The sequence below is a fragment of the Roseobacter weihaiensis genome (assembly GCF_020622345.1).
GTDB lineage: Bacteria > Pseudomonadota > Alphaproteobacteria > Rhodobacterales > Rhodobacteraceae > Roseobacter > Roseobacter weihaiensis.
In genome coordinates this window covers 122,974-140,176 of record NZ_JACNMO010000001.1, presented here as the reverse complement: position 1 = coordinate 140,176, position 17,203 = coordinate 122,974, and the positions used below count along the sequence as shown (strand labels likewise).

Annotated in this window: 18 protein-coding genes and 1 riboswitch; all 18 genes read left to right on the top strand. The window is 60.3% G+C overall.

What is annotated here, in order from left to right; genetic code table 11:
* Nucleotides 1-33: 33 nt before the first annotated feature.
* The 18 genes from miaB to trpB all read left to right on the top strand — a co-directional run bounded on the left by miaB (nucleotide 34) and on the right by trpB (nucleotide 17,143).
* Nucleotides 34-1,359: a tRNA (N6-isopentenyl adenosine(37)-C2)-methylthiotransferase MiaB gene (gene miaB / locus H7847_RS00750; RefSeq protein ID WP_227267469.1), complete on the top strand. Its 1,326-nt coding sequence runs from the start codon at nucleotides 34-36 to the stop codon at nucleotides 1,357-1,359.
* A gap of 58 nt (nucleotides 1,360-1,417) precedes the next feature.
* A complete protein-coding gene (locus tag H7847_RS00745; protein ID WP_319799733.1) occupies nucleotides 1,418-2,116 on the top strand; it encodes an OmpA family protein in 699 nt (232 codons plus the stop codon).
* An 11-nt stretch (nucleotides 2,117-2,127) separates the two neighbouring features.
* Nucleotides 2,128-2,436, top strand: a complete 309-nt coding sequence (locus H7847_RS00740; protein WP_227267468.1) for a hypothetical protein — start codon at nucleotides 2,128-2,130, stop codon at nucleotides 2,434-2,436.
* A 150-nt stretch (nucleotides 2,437-2,586) separates the two neighbouring features.
* On the top strand, nucleotides 2,587-3,603 hold the full coding sequence (locus tag H7847_RS00735) for a PhoH family protein (protein ID WP_227267467.1): 1,017 nt from the start codon (nucleotides 2,587-2,589) through the stop codon (nucleotides 3,601-3,603).
* Between the two features lie 30 nt (nucleotides 3,604-3,633).
* Nucleotides 3,634-4,128, top strand: a complete 495-nt coding sequence (gene ybeY / locus H7847_RS00730; protein WP_227267466.1) for an rRNA maturation RNase YbeY — start codon at nucleotides 3,634-3,636, stop codon at nucleotides 4,126-4,128.
* A 43-nt stretch (nucleotides 4,129-4,171) separates the two neighbouring features.
* Entirely contained in the window at nucleotides 4,172-5,068 is an 897-nt protein-coding gene (locus H7847_RS00725; RefSeq protein WP_227267753.1) for a hemolysin family protein, read from the top strand.
* Nucleotides 5,065-6,597 carry an apolipoprotein N-acyltransferase gene (lnt, locus tag H7847_RS00720; protein ID WP_319799732.1) on the top strand — a complete coding sequence of 511 codons (1,533 nt, stop codon included), beginning with the start codon at nucleotides 5,065-5,067 and terminating at the stop codon, nucleotides 6,595-6,597. The genes H7847_RS00725 and lnt overlap by 4 nt, the downstream gene beginning before the upstream one ends.
* Nucleotides 6,598-6,634: 37 nt before the next feature.
* Nucleotides 6,635-6,686, top strand: a riboswitch (SAM-SAH riboswitch).
* 4 nt (nucleotides 6,687-6,690) lie between these two features.
* Complete coding sequence (gene metK, locus H7847_RS00715; RefSeq protein ID WP_227267465.1) at nucleotides 6,691-7,872, top strand: methionine adenosyltransferase; 1,182 nt, start codon at nucleotides 6,691-6,693, stop codon at nucleotides 7,870-7,872.
* A gap of 137 nt (nucleotides 7,873-8,009) precedes the next feature.
* Nucleotides 8,010-8,711: a tRNA (guanosine(46)-N7)-methyltransferase TrmB gene (gene trmB, locus H7847_RS00710; protein WP_227267464.1), complete on the top strand. Its 702-nt coding sequence runs from the start codon at nucleotides 8,010-8,012 to the stop codon at nucleotides 8,709-8,711.
* A gap of 84 nt (nucleotides 8,712-8,795) precedes the next feature.
* Nucleotides 8,796-10,148: a 3-phosphoshikimate 1-carboxyvinyltransferase gene (aroA, locus tag H7847_RS00705; RefSeq protein WP_227267463.1), complete on the top strand. Its 1,353-nt coding sequence runs from the start codon at nucleotides 8,796-8,798 to the stop codon at nucleotides 10,146-10,148.
* A gap of 15 nt (nucleotides 10,149-10,163) precedes the next feature.
* A complete protein-coding gene (locus H7847_RS00700) occupies nucleotides 10,164-10,778 on the top strand; it encodes a (d)CMP kinase (RefSeq protein ID WP_227267462.1) in 615 nt (204 codons plus the stop codon).
* 113 nt (nucleotides 10,779-10,891) lie between these two features.
* On the top strand, nucleotides 10,892-11,437 hold the full coding sequence (locus H7847_RS00695) for a hypothetical protein (protein ID WP_227267461.1): 546 nt from the start codon (nucleotides 10,892-10,894) through the stop codon (nucleotides 11,435-11,437).
* A gap of 256 nt (nucleotides 11,438-11,693) precedes the next feature.
* Entirely contained in the window at nucleotides 11,694-13,373 is a 1,680-nt protein-coding gene (gene rpsA, locus H7847_RS00690; RefSeq protein WP_264479409.1) for a 30S ribosomal protein S1, read from the top strand.
* A 111-nt stretch (nucleotides 13,374-13,484) separates the two neighbouring features.
* The gene (locus H7847_RS00685) at nucleotides 13,485-14,225 is read left to right on the top strand and encodes a DUF4344 domain-containing metallopeptidase (RefSeq protein ID WP_227267460.1); all 741 of its coding nucleotides are present in this window, start codon (nucleotides 13,485-13,487) and stop codon (nucleotides 14,223-14,225) included.
* 240 nt (nucleotides 14,226-14,465) lie between these two features.
* The gene (gene ihfB, locus H7847_RS00680) at nucleotides 14,466-14,750 is read left to right on the top strand and encodes an integration host factor subunit beta (protein ID WP_011569978.1); all 285 of its coding nucleotides are present in this window, start codon (nucleotides 14,466-14,468) and stop codon (nucleotides 14,748-14,750) included.
* Nucleotides 14,750-15,100 (top strand): lipopolysaccharide assembly protein LapA domain-containing protein, encoded by a 351-nt coding sequence (locus H7847_RS00675; protein ID WP_227267459.1) that lies wholly within the window; start codon nucleotides 14,750-14,752, stop codon nucleotides 15,098-15,100. Before ihfB ends, H7847_RS00675 begins: the two co-directional genes overlap by 1 nt.
* A 40-nt stretch (nucleotides 15,101-15,140) precedes the next feature.
* The gene (locus tag H7847_RS00670; protein ID WP_227267458.1) at nucleotides 15,141-15,788 is read left to right on the top strand and encodes a phosphoribosylanthranilate isomerase; all 648 of its coding nucleotides are present in this window, start codon (nucleotides 15,141-15,143) and stop codon (nucleotides 15,786-15,788) included.
* Nucleotides 15,789-15,910: 122 nt separating this feature from the next.
* Nucleotides 15,911-17,143: a tryptophan synthase subunit beta gene (gene trpB, locus H7847_RS00665; RefSeq protein WP_227267457.1), complete on the top strand. Its 1,233-nt coding sequence runs from the start codon at nucleotides 15,911-15,913 to the stop codon at nucleotides 17,141-17,143.
* Nucleotides 17,144-17,203 lie beyond the last annotated feature (60 nt).

Sequence of the window (17,203 nt, the reverse complement as noted above, 5' to 3'; positions counted from 1 at the left end):
AGCTTTGCACAACTCATCGAATGGACCCGGATCATGACTGCGCCCAAGAAGCTTTTCATCAAGACTTACGGCTGCCAGATGAATGTTTATGACAGCGAACGCATGGCCGAAGCCCTTGGGGGCGAGGGCTATGTGGAAACGAAAGTGGCGGAGGAGGCGGATATGATCCTGCTCAATACCTGCCACATTCGCGAGAAAGCCGCCGAAAAGGTTTATTCGGAACTGGGCCGGCTGAAACCGCTCAAAACCGTCAATCCGGATCTCAAGATCGGGGTGGCTGGCTGTGTGGCACAGGCCGAGGGCGAAGAGATCATGCGGCGTCAGCCTGCTGTCGATCTGGTGGTGGGGCCACAGTCCTACCACCGTCTGCCGCAGATGGAGGCGCGGCTGCGGCAGGGCGAAAAGGCGCTCGATACCGATTTCCCGCCGGAAGACAAATTTGAGGAGATGCGCGCCCGTCCCAAAGCCAGGCGGGCGCCATCGGCCTTTCTGACCGTTCAGGAGGGCTGCGATAAATTCTGCGCTTTTTGCGTGGTACCCTATACCCGTGGAGCCGAGGTCAGCCGCCCGGTGACACGGGTGCTGGACGAAGCCCGCGATCTGGTCGCGCGCGGCGTGCGCGAAATCACCCTGCTGGGGCAGAACGTCAATGCCTATCATGGCCTGGGCCCGGACGGGGTGGAGCAATCGCTCGCCCAGCTGATCTGGGCCCTCAATGACATCGACGGGCTGGAGCGTATCCGCTTTACTACATCGCATCCCAATGACATGCAGGACGATCTGATCGAGGCGCACCGCGACTGCCCCAAACTGATGCCCTATCTGCATCTGCCGGTGCAATCGGGGTCCGACCGGATCCTCAAACGGATGAACCGAAGCCACACCGCCGAGAGCTATCTGAGGCTGATCGAGCGCATTCGTGCAGCAAGGCCCGACATTCTTCTGTCCGGTGATTTCATCGTTGGCTTTCCCGAAGAGACCGAAGCAGACTTTCAGGCGACGCTCGATTTGATCGAGTCGGTAAATTATGGCTACGCTTATTCGTTCAAATACTCCACCCGTCCGGGCACGCCGGCGGCGGAACGCGCGCAGGTTGACCCGGAAGAGGCCGACGCCCGCCTGCAGCGCATCCAGGCGCTGATCACCCAACAGCAGCAGAACATCCAGAAGGAGATGGTTGGCCGGGATGTCCGCGTTCTGGTTGAAAAGAAAGGAAGATTTGACGGTCAGATGGTCGGCAAATCCGAGTATCTGCACGCGGTTCATATCGACGGCTGTACCGCCGCGATCGGCGACATTCTTCCTGTCAGAATCACTGAAGCGAAACGCAATTCCCTTGCGGCGATACAACGTACATAATGGTAAATGGATTCAATGATTTCCGGAATTTCGCCTATCGATGGAGATTGACTAAAAATTGGAGAAAATTGTTGTGATTGAAAACGTGATATTCCGTTCATTTTTATTTAATATCAGACAATGTTTTCTGCCCGTCAGGCTTGGTGCAAGCGCGGGCATTTGTTTGGTAAGGGATAAAGTAATGGTGAAACGGTTTTCGAAAGGTGCGCGGGGCGCGGTATGCGTCATTGCAAGCGCAGTCTTTGCGCTGCAGGCGGGGGCTGCCGCGGCGCAGTCATCCTCACGACCGGGTCTGGAGAGTGAGCAATATGTGCCCAATATCTGGATAGATCCCGATGGCTGCGAGCATTGGGTGATGGACGATGGGGCCGAAGGGTTCATGACCCCGCATGTGAACAGAAACGGGATTCCGGTCTGCCGCGAAGGCAGTGTCTGCGGCCTGGTCGAATCAGACACGTTTTTTGCCCCTGGCAGCTTTGCGATCAGCGATTTTGGCCGGACCAAGTTGGTGCAGTTTTTCCGGCAATCCGAATTTCGAACCTTTTCGGTCGCAGGCCACACTGACAGCGTCGACTCCGACGCGGCCAATATGGAACTCTCACTCAACCGCGCGAATGCTGTAGCAGCAATTGCAAGAGAAGCCGGCGTGCGTATTTCAACGGTACAGGGTTACGGCGAGCGTAAACCCGCAGCCTCCAACGATACAGCTGCGGGACGGGCCCAGAACCGCCGCGTTGAAATCATTTGCGTCAGCTAAGGAGAGTGGACATGTCACGTATCAGATATTTCGCAATTGTCGCGGCGCTTTCCGTCGCTGGCTGCACCGAGGTCGGACCCAGCAAGACCTCTGATTTTGGATTGTTCGACCAGAAAGAGCTCTCCAGCCTGAGAGCCGGGATATGGGTTGATCCCAATGGTTGCGACCACTGGATCATCGATGACGGTATCGAAGGATATCTGTCGGCACGTCTTGATCGCCGCACCGGCAAGCCTGTCTGCTCGGGGATCGCGCCCCCTACCCAGGTCGTGGGCGATTTCAAGGGTGGTGGTGCCACGGTCCTTGGCGACGCGCTTTAAAGTATTGGCCGGAGCGCCTTGAGACGCCGGCGGGATTATACCTGCCGGCTTTTTTTACGAGCGGCTGGGATCAAATAACGGCTCTGGCGCTTGCGTTGCCCTCTTGGAATTGGCACCGTCAAAACGACTCATATGCGCGAGGAGCAGCTATTGCCGCCCAGTGACCCAAGCCCGACCGACACATTGACCGCTGCTTCCGGAGGGACGGTTGAGTTTCCGGACAATCGTTTGCTGATCGACCTTTGTGGTCCTTATGACGCGAACCTTACACAGATCGAAAAGTCACTTGGCGTGCAGATTATCCGGCGCGGCAACCAGCTTGCCGTGATGGGCGAGCCACCTGCGCAAACGGATGCGGTGCGCGTGTTGCATGCCCTATATGCGCGGCTGGAAAGCGGTCGCGCGGTCGAGCCGGGCGATGTGGACCGGGAGTTGCGCATGGGGCCTTTCGATGAGGTCGCGAGCCCGGAAGATGGTGACCAGTTGGAAATGCCCATTGGCAACCGCGTCGAGATTCAGACCCGCAAGAAACGGGTCGAGCCGCGAACGGATGCGCAGAAAGCCTATGTGCAGTCGCTCTTTGAACATGAGCTTGCCTTTGGGATCGGCCCTGCGGGCACGGGTAAGACCTATCTGGCGGTTGCCGTGGGGGTGTCGATGTTTTTGTCAGGGCAGGTGGATAAGATTATCCTGTCGCGCCCGGCGGTCGAGGCGGGGGAGCGTCTGGGCTTTTTGCCCGGTGACATGAAAGACAAGGTCGATCCCTACATGCAGCCGCTTTACGACGCTTTGGGGGATTTTCTGCCGGGCAAGCAGCTGGCCCGCCTGATCGAAGAGAAACAGATCGAGATCGCACCCCTGGCCTTCATGCGCGGGCGCACGCTGTCGAATGCCTTTGTCGTGCTGGATGAAGCGCAGAACGCCACCTCGATGCAGATGAAGATGTTCCTGACGCGATTGGGCGAGGGGTCTCGCATGGTGATCACCGGGGACCGCACGCAGATCGACTTGCCGCGCGGCACAGCCTCGGGCCTTGCGGATGCGGAGCGTCTCCTCAGGACCATTCCCAAGATCAGCTTCAACTACTTCACCTCCAAGGACGTCGTGCGTCACCCGCTGGTTGCGGCGATCATCGAGGCCTATGAGGCCGACCCGCCCGCGACCTGACCCCGCCAAAGGAGCTTGCCCGGCTGGCCCATGGAGATCGACATACTCATCGAAGACGACCGTTGGAACAGCCTGGATTTCAACGGGTTGGTGGAAAAGGCGCTGGCGGCAAGCTTTCTCCACCTGGGGATTGACGCAGAGGCTGCCGAGATTTCCGTGCTGGCCTGCGATGACACGCGCATTGCCACCTTAAACGGTGAGTTTCGCAGCAAGCCGGTGGCCACAAATGTCCTCAGTTGGCCTGCTGCGTCGCTTGCGCCGGATGTGGCGGGTGGCACACCGTTTCCCGTTTTGCCGGGACCTGATGGCAGCCTGGCGCTCGGAGATATCGCAATCGCCTATGACACCTGCGCGCGCGAAGCCGCCGAGCTGCATAAATCGATGGCAGACCATGTGACGCATCTCGTTGTTCATGGAACGTTACATTTATTGGGGTATGACCATGTTCGTGACCCTGATGCCACGCTGATGCAGAGAATTGAGACCGAAATACTTGGCAAACTGGGGCTTGATGACCCATATTGATACAATCGGCGGGGTGGCCCGCTTTAATTCAGAACAGGACCCAATGGGCGACAACGACGGATCATCTGACGCAGCGCAGCGCGCGCGCGACGAACAAAACCCTTCCCAAGATACCGAAACCTCCCGCCAAGGTGGCTTTTTCAGCCGCGTCATTGGCGCACTCAGCCCCTCGGAAGAGGAAGGCAAGGCACCGCGTGCCTCCGCCAGCACAGAGCGTCATCAGACCCATGGCATGATGAACCTGCGCAGCATGCGGGTTGAGGATGTCTCGGTTCCCAAGGCGGACATCATGGCAATCCCGGCCACCAGCACGCTGGACGAAGTGGTGGCTGTGTTCAAAGAAACCGGGCTGAGCCGTCTGCCGGTCTACGATGGTACGCTGGACACGCCGGTGGGGTTCTTGCACCTCAAGGACCTGGCGCTGACCCATGGCTTTAACGGCACCTCCACAAAGTTCGATATGCGGGCCATGCTGCGCCCGCTGCTCTTTGTGCCGCCCTCGATGACGATTGGCGTGTTGCTGACCAAGATGCAGGCGGAACGGCGTCACATGGCGCTGGTGATCGATGAGTACGGTGGCGTCGATGGATTGGCCACCATTGAAGACCTGATTGAACAGGTCATCGGCGAGATCGAAGACGAACACGACGTGGATGAGGCGCTTTACTTCACCGAAGAGAAACCCGGATGTTATCTGGCGCTTGCCAAAACGCCGCTGGATGACTTCGAGGCCGAGATTGGCCAGTCGCTGACCGCCCATGATGAGGTGGACGAAGAAGAGATCGACACGCTGGGGGGGTTGGTCTTTATGCTCTCGGGCCGGGTGCCGGCCCGCGGTGAAGTGGTCGTGCATCCAGATGGCCCCGAATTCGAAGTGATTGACGCCGATCCCCGTCGGATCAAGCGATTGCGCGTGCGCACCGTCGCGCAGTCTGCGTGAGCCTGCAAATCTCGGGTGTCGCGCGTCGGTTCTCGCAGGCGCCGCGCGCCCTGCGCCTCGCCTTGTCGGCCGCCATGGGCGCGGTGGCGGCGCTGGGCCAGGCGCCCTATGAGTATCCCCTCGCGCTTTTGCTGGCCCTGTCTGCAGGGTTTGCCATGTGGCGGGCTCAAGGGACGCGGATCGACGCGGCCTTGACAGGATGGGCCTTCGGGGTAGGGTATTTTGCCCTCTCGCTGATCTGGATTGTGGAGCCGTTTCAGGTGGATGTGGCACGTCACGGCTGGATGGCCCCTTTTGCCCTGCTGTTTCTCAGCATGGGGCTTGCCTTGTTCTGGGGCCTTGCGTTCTGGGTGGCCCGGCTCCTATCGCCCGCAGCCTTTGGCCTGGTGCTGTGCTGGGCAGGGACCGAGATGTTGCGGGCCTATGTGTTCACCGGCTTTCCCTGGGCGAGCCCTGCGCAGGTCATGATCGAGGGACCCGTGTCGCGTCTTCTCGCCTGGGGCGGTCCGCATGGGGCAACGCTGGTCCTGATGTTGCTGGCGTGGCTGCTGTCGATCCCACCGGGCACGGCCTCAAAGACGTCGTTGCGGTTGGGCCAGATCGCGCTCTTTGTTGGGGTGGCGCTGGCGTTTCACCTGCCGCAGGCCCGTCCACCGAGCGAGCTTACCGGGCAATGGGTGCGGCTGGTGCAACCCAACGCTGCACAACACCTCAAGTGGCAACCCGACATGGCAGAGGTCTTTTTCCAACGCCAGCTCGGCTTCACGCGTGCGGCCCCGCGCGCGCCGGATCAGGCCCCTGATCTGATCGTCTGGCCGGAAACGGCGATCCCGTGGCGTCTTGATACAGCAGAGCCTGTTCTGGTGGAGATCTCCGCGGCCGCGGCGGGTCGGACGGTAACCCTTGGCGCACTGCGGTTTGACGGCGACAGGCTACGCAATGCGCTGGCGGTGCTAGGGCCCGACGGTCGCGTCCGCGATATCTATGACAAGCACCATCTGGTGCCTTTTGGGGAATACATCCCCTTTGCGCATCTTGCGGATCGCTTGAGTCTGACCGGCCTTGCAGCCAATGGCGCGGGGTTCGCCAGCGGTCCTGGCGCTGTCATTCTGGAATTCGGCCCCTTGGGTCGGGGCCTGCCGTTGATCTGCTACGAGGTTGTCTTTGCCCATGGCGTGAATGGTGCGCCCGAACGGCCCGATTTTCTGTTGCAGGTCACCAATGATGCATGGTTCGGGCAATATGCCGGGCCCCAGCAGCATCTGGCCCAGGCCCGTATGCGCGCCATCGAACAGGGCCTTCCCCTGATGCGGGCAGCTAACACAGGTATTTCGGCGATGATCGACCCCTTTGGTCGGGTCATGGCCGCGTTGCCACTGGGCGTGGCGGATTTTCTGGATGCGCCCTTGCCCCGCCCGATGCCGCCCACGCTTTACAGCAAGATAGGGGATGCGCCGATTGCGATACTGATCCTGCTGGGACTGGTTGCGGGCGCTGCGTTGAGATTGCGTAAAGTGCCGCGCAGTTAGAGATTGACGCCCCCAGAACGCGCACGTATGCAAGCGCGACGAACCACAACGGCTTCCTGACGTGGTTCACTAATCGATGTATCGGAGCATAAAATGTCACGCAAAAACTTCACGTTCACGTCGGAGTCCGTCTCAGAAGGGCATCCGGACAAGGTCTGCGACCGCATTTCGGACGCAGTCCTTGATGCGTTTCTGGCGGAAGAGCCCGAAGCCCGCGTGGCAGCCGAAACCTTCGCCACAACCAATCGGGTTGTGATTGGCGGCGAGGTGGGTCTTTCCGACAAGACCAAACTCGAAACCTATATGGGCCGGATCGAAGAGATCGCGCGCGCCTGCATCAAGGACATCGGATACGAGCAGGACGAGTTTCATCACGCGACCTGCGAGATCACCAATCTGTTGCACCAGCAATCGGCGCATATCGCGCAGGGTGTCGATGCCAGCGGCAACAAGGACGAGGGTGCCGGCGACCAGGGCATCATGTTTGGATTTGCCTCAAACGAGACGCCGGAATTGATGCCCGCACCGATCCATTATGCCCATGCCATTCTGCGGCGTCTGGCGGAGGTCCGCAAGGACGGCACCGAGCCGACCCTGCGCCCGGATGCAAAGAGCCAGCTTTCCGTGCGGTACGAGGATGGCAAGCCGGTTGGTGTGAGCTCTATTGTGCTCTCCACCCAACATGCAGATGAAAGCCAAAGCTCTGACGATATCCGCGCCATTGTTGAGCCCTACATCCGGGAAGTTCTGCCGCAGGGTTGGATCACCGACACCACGGAATGGTGGGTGAACCCGACGGGCACCTTCGTGATCGGCGGGCCGGACGGGGATGCGGGGCTGACCGGTCGCAAGATCATCGTGGACACCTACGGCGGGGCTGCGCCGCATGGCGGCGGGGCGTTCTCGGGCAAAGATCCGACCAAAGTCGACCGCTCTGCGGCCTATGTGTCGCGCTATCTGGCCAAGAACGTTGTGGCTGCCGGGCTGGCAGACAAATGCACCATCCAGCTCAGCTATGCCATCGGGGTTTCCAAGCCGCTGTCGATCTATTGCGATACCTTCGGCTCCGGAGAGGTGGACGATGAACAGATCGAACGCGCCATTGGAGAGATCATTGATTTGACGCCGCGCGGTATCCGCGAGCACCTGGACCTCAACCGACCGATTTATGCGCGCACCGCAGCCTACGGGCACTTTGGGCGTGCGCCGGACAGCGATGGCGGCTTTAGCTGGGAAAAGACGGATCTGACGGAGAAGCTGAAAAGCGCGATCTGACATCGTTTCCAAGGGGTCTTTAACTGCTCCGGCAGTCGGCCCGCGAGCGATCGAAAGCAGGCCGTCTGGACAAATCCGGGCACGCAGCCAACCCAGCCCCGTTGCAGTACCGCCGCCTGCCCGCTAAACGGCCCCGCATGACTGATCGCAAACGCCCGCACCGGAATTTCTACGGCCGCCTGAAGGGCAAGACCTTGAAGGCCTCCCAGCGAACCTATCTGGACGAAGACCTCGACCGTCTCTCGCCCGGCCCGGTCGATTGGGCGCTTAATCCAGAGCGGAGCCCTTTGGACCTTGGCAAGCTTTTCGGCCCCAAGCCGGTCTGGCTGGAGGTCGGTTTCGGCGGGGGCGAGCATCTGGTGCATCAGGCACAGCAGAACCCGCAGGTCGGTATCATCGGGGCGGAGCCCTACATCAATGGGGTTGCAATGCTGCTGGGCAAAATTCGCCGCGCCGGGGTCGAGAACCTTTCGGTCTATCCGGGGGACGCGCGCGACCTGATGGACGTGCTGCCCGCGCAGTCCCTTGACCGGGCCTTTCTGCTCTATCCCGACCCCTGGCCCAAATCACGCCATCACCGTCGGCGCTTTGTGACCCCCGAGCATCTGGAACCGTTGGCACGGGCCTTGAAACCCGGCGCGGTCTTTCGCGTGGCCACGGACATTGAGGATTACGTGCGCCAGGCGCTGCAGGAGATACCGCGTTGCGGCTTTGACTGGACAGCCCGGCGGCCCAATGACTGGCGCGCGCCCTGGGACGACTGGATTTCCACGCGCTATGAGCAAAAGGCCCTGCGCGAAGGGCGCACCCCCCACTATCTGACCTTCGTGCGGCGCTGATGCGCCGACCGGCGATTGGGGTGGACGCGGCACGGGCTTGTCGGTAATTCACCTCCCAGGACCGACCCCAGATAGAGAAGACATATGTCCAGCCACGGCGCACCGATCCCGATGACCTCTCACGCTTGCGGGCCGCTCACCGGCGAGGCGCAGGTGCCGGGGGATAAATCCATTTCTCACCGGTCCCTGATCCTCGGTGCGCTCAGCGTGGGTGAGACGCGGATTTCGGGTCTGCTGGAGGGGCAGGACGTGCTCGACACGGCCCAGGCGATGCGGGCCTTTGGCGCGGAGGTGACCGATCACGGCGGCGGCGACTGGTCGGTTCACGGTGTCGGTGTCGGTGGTTTCGCGGAGCCTGAAAACGTGATCGATTGCGGCAACTCCGGCACGGGCGTGCGGCTGATCATGGGGGCGATGGCGACTTCTCCCATTGCCGCGACGTTTACCGGGGATGCGTCTTTGAATGGGCGACCGATGGCGCGGGTCACCGACCCGCTGACGCTTTTCGGCACGCAGGCCTTTGGCCGGGCAGGGGGGCGGTTGCCGATGACCGTCATCGGTGCGGTGCATCCGGTGCCGGTTGAATACACCGTGCCGGTGCCGTCCGCGCAGGTGAAATCTGCGGTGTTGCTGGCAGGGCTGAATGCGCCGGGCAAAACCATCGTGATCGAGGCGGAGGCCACGCGCGATCACACCGAACGGATGCTTGCAGGCTTTGGCGCGGAGATCACGGTGGAGGAGACCGAGGCGGGCCGGGTCATTACACTGACCGGACAGCCCGAACTGACGCCGCAGCGTATTGATGTGCCGCGTGATCCTTCCTCGGCGGCCTTTCCGGTATGTGCAGCCTTGATTGTGCCGGGCTCGGACGTGCGGGTGCCGGGGATCGGCCTGAACCCCACGCGCGCCGGTCTCTTTACCACGCTGCGCGAGATGGGGGCGGACCTGACCTACGAAAATGAGCGGTTCGAAGGCGGGGAGCCGGTCGCGGACCTGCGCGCACGGTTTTCACCGGACCTCAAAGGCATTGAGGTCCCGCCAGAGCGCGCCGCGAGTATGATCGACGAATATCCGGTGTTGTCGGTCGTGGCGAGTTTTGCGCGCGGGCAGACAGGGATGCGGGGCGTCAAGGAACTGCGGGTCAAGGAAAGCGACCGGATCGATGCGATGGCCAAGGGTCTGCGCGCCAATGGCGTCAGTGTGGACGAAGGGCCCGACTGGTGGACCGTGACGGGGCTTGGACACGGGAATGTGCCGGGCGGCGGCCTCTGCGCCAGCGCGCTGGATCACCGGATCGCCATGTCTTTCCTGGTGCTGGGCATGGCCACGCAAAAGCCGGTGCGGGTTGACGATGCGGGGCCGATCGCCACGTCCTTTCCGATCTTTGAGCCCTTGATGGCGGGTTTGGGCGCTCAGATCAAGCGCATCAATCGGTAAGCGCGACGGGATTCTATGACAGCGGCTTTTACCATCGCGATTGACGGACCGGCGGCGGCTGGAAAGGGCACCATTTCCAAAGCCGTTGCGGCGCATTTTGGGTTCAAGCATCTCGATACAGGTCTGCTCTACCGCGCGGTCGGGGCAAAGACATTGCTGGGGATGGACCCGATCAAAGCGGCACAGGCGCTGAAGGCTGAGGATTTGCACGCCAGCGATCTGCGCAGCCCCGAGGTCGCCCAAGCCGCCAGCCGGGTTGCCGTACTTGCCGAGGTGCGCGCGGCCCTTGTCGATTTTCAGCGCAGTTTCGCGCGGCGGCAGGGCGGGGCCGTTCTGGACGGTCGTGACATCGGCACGGTGATCTGCCCCGACGCAGAGGCAAAGCTTTTTATCACCGCCGATGCAGATGTGCGCGCCCGGCGCCGCTATGAAGAACTGGCGGGCAAGGGCGGTGGCTTGCGCTACGAGCAGGTGCTCGCAGAGGTGCGGGAGAGGGACGCGCGGGATCGCGACCGTGCCGCAGCACCACTGGTGCCTGCCAAAGACGCGGCGCTCATAGACACTTCTCAGATGAGCATTGAAGACGCGATCCTTGCGGCAATCTCTGTGATCGAAGAACGCAGATCGTAGCGCAGGTCGCAGCCTCAGGGTTGCTTTGTTGCAGGCTCATCACCAAAGGGTGCTTGGTGTTTGAGGCCATCCGGGGCTAGCCTGTCGCTATATAGACGGCGAAAGGCATTCCCATGGCACGACTTCTTTTAACCTTGATACTGAGTGTTTTCGGCAGCTTGAGCGTCGCGCAGCAAAGCGATATCCCCGCCCCTGACCCGCAGCTTGAACCCCCCATGACACTGGAGCGGCTGGCAGATATCATTCTGGCCATCGATGAAGAGGCGCAGCTGCGCGGCGGCACCATCGAATTCACCATTGAGGATATCCCGGTGCTTGTCGTGACGGATCCACGCGCTGATCGCATGCGGGCGATGGTCCCCATCCGGTCCGCAGAAGGCCTGGAGGCGGAGGAGTTGCTGCGTCTGATGCAGGCCAATTTCGACACCGCCCTTGATGCCCGCTATGCCGTGGCGCAGGGCAGGCTCTGGGGTGTATTCATTCACCCGCTGGCCGCCCTTGAGCAGGACCAGTTGCTTTCGGCCCTGGTACAGACGGTGAATGTTGCCCGGACCTACGGCCAGACCTATTCAGGCGGGGCTCAGGTCTTTGGCGGCGGAGACAGCAACGAGATATATCAGGATCTGCTGGACGAACTGCGCAAAGGTCAGACGCTCTAGGCCAAGGGCCTGACGTGTTAGAAAGACCTGCTCTGAGGTTTGCCCTTGCGGCAGCATAAATAAGGTTAAGGCTTGCAGGCACGGCCAAATGCGCCTATACGCGCACCCGTTGAAGCGGGGAAAACACCGCAAGGGCGAGCAGGGTCGGTTTTACCGGCCCTTCTTTGTTGACTGCTTTGGCCAAATGGAAACCCCAAAGACCGGCGGAGACAACCGCACGGCCGGAAACAAACGCTAGTTAGGAAAAACACGCCATATGGCAAATATGATGGATGAGTTTGAAGCACTCTTAGAAGAAAGCTTCGAAATGGACACACCCGAGGAAGGGTCTGTCGTCAAAGGCAAGGTGATCGCAATCGAAGCGGGTCAGGCCATTATCGACGTCGGCTACAAGATGGAAGGCCGCGTCGAACTCAAAGAATTTGCAGATCCCGGTGAAGCACCGAAAATCGACGTGGGCGACGAAGTCGAAGTCTTCCTGCGTCAGGTCGAAAGCTCGCGCGGCGAAGCGGTTATCTCTCGCGAAATGGCCCGCCGTGAAGAAGCATGGGATCGTCTGGAAAAAGCCTATGCCGACGAAGAGCGCGTCGAAGGCGCGATCTTTGGCCGTGTCAAAGGCGGCTTTACCGTTGATCTCGGCGGTGCCGTGGCCTTCCTGCCCGGCAGCCAGGTTGACGTGCGCCCTGTGCGCGACGCGGGCCCGCTGATGGGTCTCAAGCAGCCGTTCCAGATCCTGAAAATGGACCGTCGTCGGGGCAATATCGTGGTGTCGCGCCGTGCGATCCTCGAAGAATCCCGCGCAGAACAGCGCGCCGAGGTGATCGGCAACCTGACCGAAGGCCAGACGGTCGACGGTGTGGTCAAGAACATCACCGAATACGGTGCCTTTGTGGACCTGGGCGGTGTAGATGGATTGTTGCACGTCACCGATATGGCATGGCGCCGGGTGAACCACCCGTCCGAAATCCTGGCGATTGGCGAGACGATCAAGGTGCAGGTCATCAAGATCAACAAGGAAACACACCGTATCTCCCTCGGTATGAAGCAGCTGCAGGAAGATCCCTGGGATCTGGTGGCCGCGAAATACCCGCTGGAATCCGTGCATACGGGTCGCGTGACCAACATCACCGACTACGGGGCCTTTGTGGAACTGGAAGCCGGTGTCGAGGGTCTTGTGCACGTTTCCGAGATGTCCTGGACCAAGAAGAACGTGCATCCGGGCAAGATCGTGTCGACGTCCCAAGAGGTCGAAGTCATGGTGCTTGAAATCGACGGGGCCAAGCGCCGCGTGTCTCTGGGCCTGAAACAGACCATGCGCAACCCATGGGAAGTCTTTGCAGAAACGCACCCCGAGGGCACGGAAGTCGAAGGCGAGGTCAAGAATATCACCGAGTTCGGTCTGTTCGTGGGTCTCGACGGCGACATCGACGGTATGGTGCACCTCTCCGATCTCAGCTGGGACCAGCGCGGCGAAGAGGCGATCCAGGACTACCGCAAAGGCGACATGGTTCAGGCCGTTGTCTCCGAAGTGGACGTCGAGAAAGAGCGCATTTCTTTGTCGATCAAGGCGGTTGGCGGCGACAAATTCGCCGAAGCGGTGGGCGGCGTGAAGCGTGGCTCCGTTGTGACTGTGAACGTCACGGCGATCGAGGACGGTGGCATCGAGGTGGAATACGAAGGTATGAAATCCTTCATCCGCCGCTCCGACCTGAGCCGTGACCGTGCAGAGCAGCGCCCCGAGCGGTTCTCGGTGGGAGATAAGGTCGACGTCCGCATCACCAATGTGGACAACAAGGCGCGGCGTCTGGGCGTATCGATCAAAGCACGCGAGATTGCCGAAGAGAAAGAGGCCGTGGAACAATATGGCTCCTCCGACTCCGGTGCGTCCCTTGGCGATATTCTGGGGGCTGCGCTGAAAGGCGACGACGAGAAGTAATCTCGCCACTTTCGAATTCAAAAGCCCCGCAGTGTATTCTGTGGGGCTTTTTTGGTTGGATTTTTTGCACTATCCAGACGGTGTATTTGAAACTACCTGAGGTATTTTATAATGAAGCGACGCAGTGCCCTTGCAACGCTTGCATATGCCGTTTGCACCCTGAGCGCTCAGGCGGATGATGCCCAACAGGCCTTTGTCGAGGCAAACATTCTGGCGATTTTCTACCATGAACTTGGCCATGCTGTTGTTGATTTGATGGAAGTGCCGATCTTTGGCCAGGAGGAAGACGCTGCGGATGTTATGGCTGTGCTTTTGATTGATTGGCTGTTTGAAGAAGAGACGGCTCAGAGCATCGCCTACGACAGCGCTTTCGGATACATCAATAGCACCGAACAGATCGAAGAGACCGAGTGGTGGGGGTTGCACGGTCCGGATGAGCAGCGTTTTTTTAACCATGTTTGTCTGTTTTACGGTGGCAACCCCGAGAACCGCGCCGAATTTGCCGAGGACCTTGGGTTGCCCGAAGAACGGGCTCTGACCTGTCCGGATGAGTATGACCTTGCCGCCGAAAGCTGGGGCAGCGTTTTTGACAAGATGGACGCCCAGTCACCTGGTGTGGAGATGCGTTTTGTGGCGGGCACGGGCGTGGACGCCGACATCGTAAACAGTGTTTTGCGCGCAGAGATTCGTAGTATGAGCGGTGAGATAACGCTGCCTGAGCAGGTCAGCGTGCGCGTTGAAAGCTGTGGCGAGGCGAATGCATTCTACGATCCCAGCGATCTCTCCATCACTTTTTGCACCGAGTTCGTACCGCATCTGAACGATCTCTTCGAAAGCAGCTCTGAAGGGTGATCGAACCTTCCTGACGGCCCCCGAATCATCCCCTTACGCTGCGTCGCGGCATGATGACCCTGCAGGCAGGCAATCGCTAACAGCGAAAAGCCTGCGCAAAAAAGCGCTATAATACAGCGTGTTCTGCGGCAAAAAAGATCAAACTCGGCCACGCGCTCACTTTCCGACAGCGTTGTTTCTTTCTATAGTTCACGTCAGGGGTGCGCCAAGAGCACCGATAACCATTAAAGGGATGTTGCCATGATCCGGTCCGAGCTGATTCAAAAGATCGCAGATGAAAATCCACATCTCTATCAGCGTGATGTTGAGCGTATCGTGAACACCATCTTCGAAGAAGTAACTGGCGCGATGGCACGCGGCGACCGGGTGGAGCTCCGGGGCTTTGGCGCTTTTTCCGTCAAGAAACGCGACGCGCGGATTGGTCGTAACCCCCGGACCGGTGAGACGGTTCATGTGGAGGAGAAACACGTGCCTTTCTTCAAGACCGGCAAGCTGCTGCGTGATCGTCTCAACGGGAAATCCTGATGCGCTATATCAAATACACGCTGATTGCGGTTTTTGGCGTGGCGCTGATCGCCGTGGCACTGGCCAACCGGGGCATGGTGTCTCTGCAATTGATCCCAACCGAGGTTGCGGGCTGGTTTGCTATGAACCCGCAGATCGAACTGCCGCTCTTTATCGTGATTTTCGGCGGTATTGTCGTGGGGCTCTTCGTCGGTTTTGTCTGGGAATGGATCCGCGAACATGGCCACCGGGCGGAGGCCGCCCGTCAGGCCCGCGAACGGCGCCGGTTAGAGCGTGAAGTGACGCGGTTGAAGGGTGAAAAGCACGAGGGCAAGGACGAGGTGCTCGCCCTGCTGGACGAAGCAGGCTGACACCCTTGCACCGCTTGGCTTGCCGTGCTCAAAGCAGCGCATGAGCAATACCGTTTCCGTCAAAATCTGCGGGCTGTCCGACCTTGCCCACGTCGAAGCGGCGGCCAGGGCAGGGGCGAGCTACGTCGGCTTTACATTTTTTACCAAGTCACCTCGCAACGTCACACTGGATCAGGCCCGGGCACTGGCTGTCGAAACCCCTGTGGGGGTGGCCAAGGTCGCGCTGACGGTGAATGCAGATGATGCCTTTCTGGACGCCTTGACCGGCCAGGTCCCGCTTGACATGTTGCAGCTTCACGGAGCCGAAACACCGGAACGCGTGGCGGAGGTCAAGGCCCGCTATGGTCTGCCGGTGATGAAGGCAATTGGCCTTGCAGCCGCAGAAGACCTTGACGAAATTGATAAATTCAGCCCGATCGCCGATCAGTTGCTGATTGATGCCAAACCGCTGCAAGAGGCTGATCTGCCTGGCGGCAATGGGCTGACGTTCGACTGGCGCTTGTTGGCGGACCGCAGATACTGGACGAGACCCTGGATGCTCGCGGGTGGCCTGACCCCGGAGAACGTGCACGAGGCGATCCGGTTGACCGGCACACGGCAGGTTGATGTGTCCTCTGGCGTGGAAAGCGCGCCGGGGCGGAAAGACCCTCGGATGATCCGCGATTTCGTAGCGGCGGCGCGGGGCTGACGGCGGGGTCCACAACCGCCTGCCCGACAAAAATGCCGCGGTCGCGGGGCGGTCAAAGCGCCTTGTTTCCAATCACGGTGCGGGATAGTCAGACGGGCAGCTATCGGACAAAGGGGTACGCAATGGCCAATGATCTGTTCAACTCTTTCATGACCGGCCCGGATGAGCGGGGTCGCTTTGGTGATTTTGGCGGGCGCTTTGTCTCCGAGACGCTGATGCCGCTGATCCTGGAGCTGGAAGAGCAATACGAGCACGCCAAGACCGACGACAGTTTCTGGGCCGAGATGCATGATCTGTGGACCCATTACGTGGGCCGTCCCAGCCCGCTGTATCTGGCCGAACGGCTGACCGACCACCTGGGCGGTGCCAAGGTCTACATGAAGCGGGACGAGCTGAACCACACGGGCGCACATAAGATCAACAACGTGCTGGGCCAGATCATCCTCGCCCGCCGCATGGGCAAGACCCGGATCATTGCCGAAACAGGTGCGGGCCAGCATGGGGTGGCGACGGCGACGGTCTGTGCCAAGTTCGGGCTGAAATGCATCGTCTACATGGGCGCGCATGATGTGGAGCGTCAGGCGCCGAATGTCTTCCGCATGAAGCTTTTGGGGGCCGAAGTAGTCCCGGTTACCTCCGGACGCGGCACACTCAAGGATGCCATGAACGACGCGTTGCGCGACTGGGTGACGAATGTGCGCGATACGTTCTACTGTATCGGCACGGTTGCGGGCCCGCATCCCTATCCGGCGATGGTCCGGGATTTCCAGTCGATCATTGGCAAGGAAGTGCGTGAGCAGATGACGGCCGCCGAAGGGCGATTGCCCGACACGTTGATCGCGGCCATCGGCGGCGGGTCCAATGCGATGGGGCTGTTCTATCCCTTTCTCGACGACAAAGATGTCGGCATCATCGGGGTCGAGGCCGGGGGCAAGGGCGTCAATGCCAAGATGGAGCATTGCGCCTCCCTCACCGGCGGACGACCCGGCGTGCTGCACGGCAATCGCACCTATCTGCTGCAGGATGATGACGGGCAAATCCTCGAAGGGTTCTCAATCTCGGCGGGGCTGGATTATCCGGGTATCGGACCCGAACACGCCTGGCTGCATGACGTCGGGCGGGCACAATATGTCGCGATCACCGACAAGGAGGCGCTGGAGGCGTTTCAGCTCTGCTGCGAGTTGGAAGGCATCATTCCGGCGCTGGAACCCAGCCACGCCCTGGCTCATGTGATGAAGATCGCACCGGAGCTGCCCAAGGATCATATCCTCTGCATGAACATGTGCGGACGCGGCGACAAGGACATCTTTACCGTCGCCAAGGCGCTTGGTTTCGAGATGGGCGAATTCGCCTAACGGTCGGGTCGCGGTCCTTGGTCTGTGGAAGCCTGCCGCCCCTGTCTTTTTCGTTTGACC

What these genes read in the sequence shown, in the direction of transcription:
- rpsA (WP_264479409.1), top strand. Translation starts at nt 11,694, where the DNA reads ATGGCAAATATGATGGATGAGTTTGAAGCACTCTTAGAAGAAAGCTTC.
- trmB (WP_227267464.1), top strand. Translation starts at nt 8,010, where the DNA reads ATGACTGATCGCAAACGCCCGCACCGGAATTTCTACGGCCGCCTGAAG.
- H7847_RS00670 (WP_227267458.1), top strand. Translation starts at nt 15,141, where the DNA reads ATGAGCAATACCGTTTCCGTCAAAATCTGCGGGCTGTCCGACCTTGCC.
- ybeY (WP_227267466.1), top strand. Translation starts at nt 3,634, where the DNA reads ATGGAGATCGACATACTCATCGAAGACGACCGTTGGAACAGCCTGGAT.
- H7847_RS00725 (WP_227267753.1), top strand. Translation starts at nt 4,172, where the DNA reads ATGGGCGACAACGACGGATCATCTGACGCAGCGCAGCGCGCGCGCGAC.
- trpB (WP_227267457.1), top strand. Translation starts at nt 15,911, where the DNA reads ATGGCCAATGATCTGTTCAACTCTTTCATGACCGGCCCGGATGAGCGG.
- H7847_RS00675 (WP_227267459.1), top strand. Translation starts at nt 14,750, where the DNA reads ATGCGCTATATCAAATACACGCTGATTGCGGTTTTTGGCGTGGCGCTG.
- aroA (WP_227267463.1), top strand. Translation starts at nt 8,796, where the DNA reads ATGTCCAGCCACGGCGCACCGATCCCGATGACCTCTCACGCTTGCGGG.
- metK (WP_227267465.1), top strand. Translation starts at nt 6,691, where the DNA reads ATGTCACGCAAAAACTTCACGTTCACGTCGGAGTCCGTCTCAGAAGGG.
- H7847_RS00700 (WP_227267462.1), top strand. Translation starts at nt 10,164, where the DNA reads ATGACAGCGGCTTTTACCATCGCGATTGACGGACCGGCGGCGGCTGGA.
- H7847_RS00695 (WP_227267461.1), top strand. Translation starts at nt 10,892, where the DNA reads ATGGCACGACTTCTTTTAACCTTGATACTGAGTGTTTTCGGCAGCTTG.
- miaB (WP_227267469.1), top strand. Translation starts at nt 34, where the DNA reads ATGACTGCGCCCAAGAAGCTTTTCATCAAGACTTACGGCTGCCAGATG.
- H7847_RS00685 (WP_227267460.1), top strand. Translation starts at nt 13,485, where the DNA reads ATGAAGCGACGCAGTGCCCTTGCAACGCTTGCATATGCCGTTTGCACC.
- ihfB (WP_011569978.1), top strand. Translation starts at nt 14,466, where the DNA reads ATGATCCGGTCCGAGCTGATTCAAAAGATCGCAGATGAAAATCCACAT.
- H7847_RS00740 (WP_227267468.1), top strand. Translation starts at nt 2,128, where the DNA reads ATGTCACGTATCAGATATTTCGCAATTGTCGCGGCGCTTTCCGTCGCT.